General features: G+C 53.1%; 7 protein-coding genes. 5 read left to right on the top strand and 2 right to left on the bottom strand.

Annotation, left to right across the window (positions count from 1 at the left end):
- A partial coding sequence (locus tag ACETWG_13410) for a hypothetical protein (protein MFB0517581.1) occupies positions 1–335 on the bottom strand: 335 nt, incomplete at its 3' end.
- A gap of 75 nt (positions 336–410) precedes the next feature.
- Positions 411–1,145 carry a FlgD immunoglobulin-like domain containing protein gene (locus ACETWG_13405; protein ID MFB0517580.1) on the bottom strand — a complete coding sequence of 245 codons (735 nt, stop codon included), beginning with the start codon at positions 1,143–1,145 and terminating at the stop codon, positions 411–413.
- Positions 1,146–1,692: 547 nt separating this feature from the next.
- Between ACETWG_13405 and ACETWG_13400 the strand changes: the two genes are divergently transcribed.
- The 5 genes from ACETWG_13400 to ACETWG_13380 all read left to right on the top strand — a co-directional run bounded on the left by ACETWG_13400 (position 1,693) and on the right by ACETWG_13380 (position 7,492).
- On the top strand, positions 1,693–2,019 hold the full coding sequence (locus ACETWG_13400; GenBank protein MFB0517579.1) for a hypothetical protein: 327 nt from the start codon (positions 1,693–1,695) through the stop codon (positions 2,017–2,019).
- Positions 2,020–2,084: 65 nt separating this feature from the next.
- Complete coding sequence (locus ACETWG_13395) at positions 2,085–2,468, top strand: hypothetical protein (protein MFB0517578.1); 384 nt, start codon at positions 2,085–2,087, stop codon at positions 2,466–2,468.
- Between the two features lie 685 nt (positions 2,469–3,153).
- Positions 3,154–5,103, top strand: coding sequence for a methyltransferase domain-containing protein (locus ACETWG_13390; GenBank protein MFB0517577.1), 1,950 nt, complete (start codon positions 3,154–3,156; stop codon positions 5,101–5,103).
- A gap of 401 nt (positions 5,104–5,504) precedes the next feature.
- Positions 5,505–5,891 (top strand): BlaI/MecI/CopY family transcriptional regulator, encoded by a 387-nt coding sequence (locus tag ACETWG_13385; protein MFB0517576.1) that lies wholly within the window; start codon positions 5,505–5,507, stop codon positions 5,889–5,891.
- A 2-nt stretch (positions 5,892–5,893) separates the two neighbouring features.
- On the top strand, positions 5,894–7,492 hold the full coding sequence (locus ACETWG_13380) for a M56 family metallopeptidase (protein MFB0517575.1): 1,599 nt from the start codon (positions 5,894–5,896) through the stop codon (positions 7,490–7,492).
- Positions 7,493–7,826 lie beyond the last annotated feature (334 nt).

The following is a 7,826-nucleotide window of genomic DNA, read 5'->3' as shown; positions in this document are numbered from 1 at the left end:
TCGCTACCGATCGGGTAGCGGATACCAAACCGCTTTTTCTGGCCGCCCTTCGAGTCAATCCAGACAATTAATCCCCGGACCATGACCTGCCTGATCGCAGCCTGGCTCCCGGTTCGCAGGCTAATGTAGAGGTAAGCGTCGTCGTTCATGAACCCCACTACGGCCTGATCGTATTCACCGACAACCTGACGGCGCTCCCAGTCGCTATCATCGCCATCGATGACCACCGCCGGCTCGGCCCAGGTGCTGCTGATAGCTGCCCGGTAACAACCGGCCACAAACAGAAGGCTGAGGAAAATGATAACCGTCTGTTTCACAGTTGGGATCGATTTCATAACTGCTCCCTTTTCTCAAGGTAAAAAAGGGACGAGCGGAAGACCTCCGCCCGCCCCTGGCCATTCACATCTCAACTACTTCATCAACAGCATACGCTGGGTCAGGGCTTCATTTCCGGCCTGGATACGGTAGAAGTAGACCCCGGTCGGAGCGGGGGCGCCGTTCGTATCGGTACCAGCCCAGCGGACGGAATAGGTGCCGGCGGCTTGGTAGCCCATCTCACTTGACCATATCAACTGGCCGGCTAAATTGTAGATCTGGATCCCCACGCTGACCGGTGAAGCCAAGGTGTAGGTAATCCGGGTATCGGGATTGAAAGGATTGGGGTAATTCCGAGCCCGAATCTGTCGCTGCTCTTGCCTGAGGTAATGACGTTGATGGCGTGTCCCGGGACCCAACGGGGGCCACTCAAGGCCCCACTGGTCGAACAGGGTCGCCAGGGCCGTGTGGATTTCCTCTCTCGAAGCGCCCTCGGCGCGCATCCCGCTTACCAGCTCGTGAATTTGCTGCCGCTGCTCCTCCGTTAACTGCTTCATAAGCGACTGGGGCCCCTGAGGGCCGTAACCAAAGCCGTAATCTTCAGGTAACTCGATGCCCCAGCCAGCCAGCAAGTCCGCTACAGCGGCGTGGATCTCTTCCCGGGTGGCACCGTCAGCCCGCATTCCGCTCACCAACTCATGAACCTGAGCTTGTTGCTCATCCGTCAGTCCTAGATCACCTCTATGGCCGCGGTAGCCGCGACCCTGGGCCAACAGGATTCCGGTAAAAACGAGCACAACCAAACTACTTATCAATAATCGCCGTTTCATGATTGATCACTCCTATTCTACAGTTAATTCTCCAATTTCCAGTGTTCAGGAGAATTTTCATGTCTTCAATGTTCCAGGTTTCAGCCGCCACAGATGGTCAATCCGCGCTTTTGATAACCCGGGTTTAATCGTTAGACGCGCTGACAGTCTGGAGGTTAATAGCGACCTTAATAATAGGGCCGTACCGGCGGTATGCCTTCCTATCGCTTCCGGCAGCCATCGGTGGAGAACGGCTGGACGTAGGTGACGAGGGGACTAGGGAAATATGACGGAACATTCAGTTTTGTCATTGTTTACTATCTAAGTACCTTCTCATAACAGCTTGGTAAGAGTTATATATAAGCATATGAGCAGCCAAAAGCTCTGGCCGTATCATTGAGGGGTCAAGGAAAGTCGCTACGAGTAATTGCAGAGGCGTTGAAGGAGGCCGAACACAGATCACAGCGAGGAAAGTGGTACAACGCAACGGGGATGAAGCGGCTTTTGGATAGTGCCATTAAATAATTAAAGGGGTAATTGTAAGCCTTAAAAAAAGGAGGAAAAATAAATGAGCTATACACGGGAGCCCTGGAAGGAGGTTGATGGATTACTAATTCGTCCACAAGAAGACAATTTTACTATTGTTGAAGTCCCTGTAGACCGGAGGGATGCAAGGGAGACACCAGGGAATCTTAAGCGTATCGTGGCGTGTGTGAATGCTTGTGAAGGAATCCCAACGGATTCACTTAATAAGTTGGATGTGAGAAATTTACTTCAGGCGCTGGGACAATTAGAGAAAAAGGTCGAGGAGGAGGTTATCCTAATCGAAGATGCCGTTGAGGCAATAATAGATGCAACAAAGATACTTGTTAAAATCGGGGAGGGACATGCCTGAAGCAATCGGTTTTGTTCGACTTTCAATTGATATTCGGTGCCGATTGAAGTGCCCGGGGGAAAGGAATGGCTGGAGTATTATGTAGGAAATACAAGGTCTCCTCCGGCCGTGAAGTCAGTATCTATGCCCTTTCGGAAAATCAGCTGGCGGAAATATTTTCCCTGCGGCATAAAGGGGAGGCCCCCGGCGAGGTGCTTGCCAGACACACCCAAGCACTGCAGGTGCTGGAGGAACGGTATCCCGGATTAAAACAGCAGAAAGTCACGCCTAATATTCCCATACTCTTTCAAAAGATCGGTGACTTGATCGGCATGATCTGCTATTATGGTTTGAGGGCCAAATCCTTTGAATTTCTTAATCAATATTCCCCCGATGAGCTCTTTGAAATCTCAGAAAAGATTATTGATCTGACAGATATGCAGTTAACCACCTCGCCGGAGAAGGATTAGTAATATAGCTACTTTTCGAGCCCAACCTTAAATTCCCTCTCATTTAATAAAGGAGACTTTCCCTAAAGGATCCCTTTGGGACACGAAGCGAATGGGGTGAGTTATGATGGACAGCTCGCTTCCAGCGGCTCATGGCAGATAATTGTTGGACGCGGGCGGAGTTAACCCGGAAATAGGGTGTCAGCCCCGCCAACGGCAGGGTCACCCGGACTTGGGGTGACAAGCCCCTCTCCTGTCTCGGTCTGCAGACGTGTATGCGGTCTACGCGATGGGCGATGATCACCCGCGCGATGGGCTGGCACGATACAATCGAAGCCATACATCAGGAGTGTGTAAGGCGGTTACAGCGTCATTGTCAAGGAAGTGAGCGGATCAGAATTTTAAACTGAAGGCCCATAATCGTGCGATGCATTATATAAAACAGGGATTAAAAAAGTGTCCCATAGGATAAAAAAACAAGAGTAATATCGCGCCTTGAATGGCAAGATGAGAACCCACTAAGTGCTGATTTGCCTGGCGGCTCACCCCGTCAGGTGGTGATAATCACTGGGCTGTCGTCGCAAGCTGTTCACTGGATAAGGGACAATAACCCGTGAAAACCAACCAGGATTTCACTCGCAGTGGCAACGCGCGTTTCCTTTTCTCTCATCCACAGCACCCACAGAAAATCGGTCACAGGCGCAAGGTGTCCCGGGGACCGGTAGCCAACCTTGAGGAGCATGTTCCACCAGACTGGTGGAACCGGATTTTCAACTCGCTCTATCTTAAGACGGACGCCGATGTGGTGAATGACCCGCGTATTACGCGTAACGAGGTGGATTTGATCATCCAGGCACTGGAGCTTTCACCAAGAGATCGGATCCTGGACCTGTGTTGCGGTCAGGGGCGTCACACACTGGAGCTGGCCCGTCGCGGTTATACCCGCCTGGAAGGTCTGGACCGCTCCCACTATCTGATCCAGAAGGCTCGAGATCAGGCCCGCCAGATGGGGGCAGGGGCAAAATTCCACGAGGGGGATGCCCGTCAACTGCCCTGGGGGGCGGACAGTTTCGACGCTGTGCTGATCCTCGGGAATAGTTTCGGCTACTTCGAGACGCTCCAGGACGACTTACGGGTGTTGAAGGAAGTGCGTCGGGTTCTCAAGCCGTGGGGCCAGCTGCTCATCGATATCGCCGACGGTCAGCATCTGCGGGAGCACTACCAGGCACGATCTTGGGAATGGATCAGCCAACAGTTGTTCGTTTGCCGGGAGCGGTCGCTGTCGCTGGATGGGGAGCGGCTGGTGTCCCGGGAAGTGATCACCCATGTGGACAAGGGAATCCTGGTCGACCAATTCTATGCCGAGCGGCTATACACGCGGGAGAGTCTGGAACGGTTACTGGCGGAAGCGAGCTTCACTAAAGTGGCATTTCCCGAGACCCTGGTGACAACCTCGCAGCGCGCCCAGGATCTGGGCATGATGGAACGTCGCATCATCGCCATTTCTCGTGTGCGTAAGGAATGGACGCCCCTTCGTGCCCGGCAGAAGAACAACGACCGGCATATAGCGGTAGTCATGGGAGACCCTCAACGGCCGGACACGCTTAAGCCCGCCAGTGTTTTCGATGAGGACGATTTCTATACCATCGACCAGCTGAAGGGGGCTCTGCAGGAGCTCGAGGGATACCGCTTCACCTATCTCACAAACCACGACACTTTGGTCACCGACCTGATGAAATTGAAGGGAAAGATCGACTACGTGTTCAACATCTGTGACGAGGGATACAGCAACGATCCCCGGAACGAGTTATACGTGCCAGCTCTGCTGGAGGTACTGGGGATACCGTATACCGGTGCCGGGCCTCAATGCCTGGCCTATTGCTACGATAAGTCGCTGGTGCGGGGGATTGCCAAGGAGATGGACATCCCGGTGGCAGATGCCTGGTTCATCCGACCGGACGCCTCCAGCGTGGATCTCCAGTTCGATTTTCCGGTAATCGTGAAGCCCAACTTCGGTGACTCCAGTTTCGGTATCACAGCCCGCTGTGTGGCCTACTCCGCCGAAGAACTGCTCAACGCCGTGCAGGAAATTCGGGAGCAGTTCGGTTACGAGAAGCCGATCCTGGTAGAGAAGTTCCTTACGGGTAAGGACTTGACCGTGGGTCTAATCGGTACAGCACCGTCATCATACCTGGTCCTGCCGATCAGCGAAGAGGATTACTCTTCACTGCCCCCGGAGCTGCCCCCCATCTGTGGCTACGAGGCCAAATGGAATCCCGAAAGTCCCTACTGGAATATTAAGTCCCTACCGGCTGAGCTCCCCGATGACACCCAGAAAGCCTTGATGGCCTGGTGTGTCTCCCTGGCGGAACGGCTGGAATGCCGTGATTATACGCGCTTCGACTGGCGGCTGGACGAAAACGGGATGCCACACCTTCTCGAAGCGAACCCCAATCCGGGCTGGTGCTGGGACGGTCACCTAGCCAAGATGGCCGCCCACGGGGGCTACTCTTATCCGGACATGCTGCGCCTGATCCTGAAGTCTGCCGAAGAGCGGCTGGGCCTCAATGGCGCGCAGGACATACCCGTTGAGGAAGAACATGCCGCAGTAATGACGGAAACAGTGGAGGAGCCAATCCTAGAGATCGCTTCCTGACGATTCCTGTCCGGAGCGGTCTCATTGATGGGGAAAACGCACTCCATACATACACTCGTTGAACCTGTCAATGACTGGATTTGAAGGCCAGTCATGATCACCGTCCCCGGGACTTCACCCGGTGCTCCCTTGTCCTGGGGGGACGCTTTCCCGCCACCACCGTAATCTCGAACTTTTACGTGGTATAGAGACCGGTGGTGTTCCGTCGGCAGTTGGGAATTAGCTGGTCGTGCCCCGCCGCTAGCGGGATTCCCCCGCATGCTACGGGATTCGTTGACGAAGGTGCTGGGGGAGCTGCGAGGTCATCATGATTCGTGTTGTACATAACCCTTGACAACCAATTACATTTGTAGTAATATTACTATTGTTATAGTAATACTCTGAGTGTAATAGGAGTAAGGATGCCTGTTAAAATCACTACCGTAGAATGGGAAATCATGGAGGCCGTCTGGGAATTGAAGGATCCAGTATCGGTTCGGGAGGTGCTGGAGCACGTTTTTCGTAAGGGGGAAAAGGCCTACACTACCGTCCAAACCATTATGAATAATTTGGAGAAGAAGGGTTTCCTCCGGCGTCAAAAGATTGGCCTGGTGAATTTTTACACGCCCACGAAATCACGGCAACAGATGGTCAAGGCTGAGATGGCGGCCTTGATTTCCCGGGTTTTCAATGGTTCCGTACCGGCACTTGCGAATTATCTGATCAAGTCAGAGAATCTCTCCCTCAGAGAAATTGAAACCTTGAAGGCGCTCCTTGAGCAGAGGGAGACCGAGTTGAAGGGTCGTTAGCGATGGTCCCCTTATTAAATCATTGGGGAGAAGTCTGGCTGCAATACTTCAGCCCCTTGGTGCTGCAAAATTCAATGTTCCTGGGCCTGGTGTTTATAGCGCTGCATATCTTCAGAAATGCACCGGCGAGTGTCAAGTATGCCATCGGCATGGTGGGGCTGGTGAAGCTGTTACTGCCCCCGTTCCTTCCGGCCTATTTGTTAACGAGTGCCGCAGTTAACATCAGGATTACGAGCGATTTACTTGCTGCCGAGCCTGCGTTGGTACAGGGAACTGGTGTTGTCGATCCGACGACCCAGTTGAATATCTTGACTTTCCTCTTCCTGCTATGGGCGAGCATTGCCCTGGTGGTGCTATTGGTGCCCATGTTCTCATTGATGCGATTGAAGGCCAGATTAAGATCGGCGCGAGCGATTGAAACGGATGGTGAGACAGCTTATCCCTCCGTCAAGATCTATCGATCCGATCATATCGGAATGCCCTTGACGGTGGGATTATTGCCCGACCGGCTTTTTGTGCCAACAGCTTGGGATCAGTGGTCGAATGAACACCGCGAGATGGTCATCAAGCACGAGCTGGCTCATATGAGAAGGCGCGACGGCTTTACGAACCTGATTCAGATCATCGTCCAGGCGGTTTACGTCTTTCATCCTCTTGTCTGGCTGCTCAGCCGGTTTTTGGATGAGTATCGGGAGATGGCCTGTGACGATGCCAGTGTGGAGGGCGACCGACATTCATCAGTGGCCTATTCCCGTTTTCTGGTTGAGATGGCTGAGAATCTGGCCCGAACCCAACATGGCTTCGCGACCGTCGCGGGTCTGTTCAAACAAAAGAATGGCCTACTTAACCGAGTACAATACCAATTGAGACAAACCATGCAACACTATTCCAAATTCAAAACCGGACTTGTTCTGACAGCATTAGTTCTATTGATACTTCCCCTATCCTGGACGACCGGTCGCTCATTTTCCCTTGGAGCCGGGAAAGTATATGGCACCGTGAGGGATGCCAATACGAGTGAAGCACTCTCAGGCGCAAATATCATTATCGAAGGGACCCGGTTGGGTGCCGCTTCCGATCACAACGGGCAGTACTTTATTCCCAATGTTCCTGAGGGTACTTATGTGGTGAAAGTATCCATGATGGGTTATTCGAGTTTGGCTTTCAGTTCCGTAGAGGTAGAAGAACAAAAGTCTACCCGATTGGATGTTAAGCTGAAACCCATGATCATCTGGATGGAGGACAGGAAAGCCGACGTATCGCCACCCCCCGCTCAGCCGGGTGAGGAGGAAGAGATGCAGTTCGTGGCCTATGACGCACCACCGGAGCCGGTGGGGGGGTATATCGCTATCCAGGAAAATGTTGTTTACCCCGAGGTTGCCAGAAAAGCCAGGATCGAGGGGACGATAATTGTCAAAGCCTTCGTGAATGCGGAGGGGCAGGTGACCAAGACCGGTATACTTGAGGGCATCCCCGATTCAGGTTTGAATGAGGCCGCGTTGGACGCTGTGAAGCAGGTGAGGTTTACGCCGGCCATGCAGCGCGACAAGCCAATCGGGGTCTGGATTGCCATCCCGATTAATTTCAGATTAAGCAAATAAGGCAAGGCGGGGCACCAGTAGAACATCCGGCCTACCTTAAAAGCGAATAGAAAAAAAGCGCCTGGGGACCAACCAGGGGCTTTTTGCTTTGTGCTTCGGCACAACCAGTAAGTTGGCGAACTTCTTCGAGGTGGAGATACCGGTGGTGTTTCGCCGGAAGTTCTTACTGGATAAGGAGTTATACCTGCAGAATCATCCGCCGAAACCTCGACGCGAGACGAAGGAGGAACGCGCTGCCCGTTTTCAGCAGATGATGGATGGGAATGGCTGGATGCGGGCTGGGCTAGCGAAGCAGCTGGTTGTCAGCAGGGCGTGAGTGACGAAGGTGCTATAT

This window comes from Candidatus Neomarinimicrobiota bacterium, assembly GCA_041862535.1.
Lineage (GTDB): Bacteria > Fidelibacterota > Marinisomatia > SCGC-AAA003-L08 > TS1B11.
This window is presented reverse-complemented; position numbering and strand designations above follow the sequence as displayed.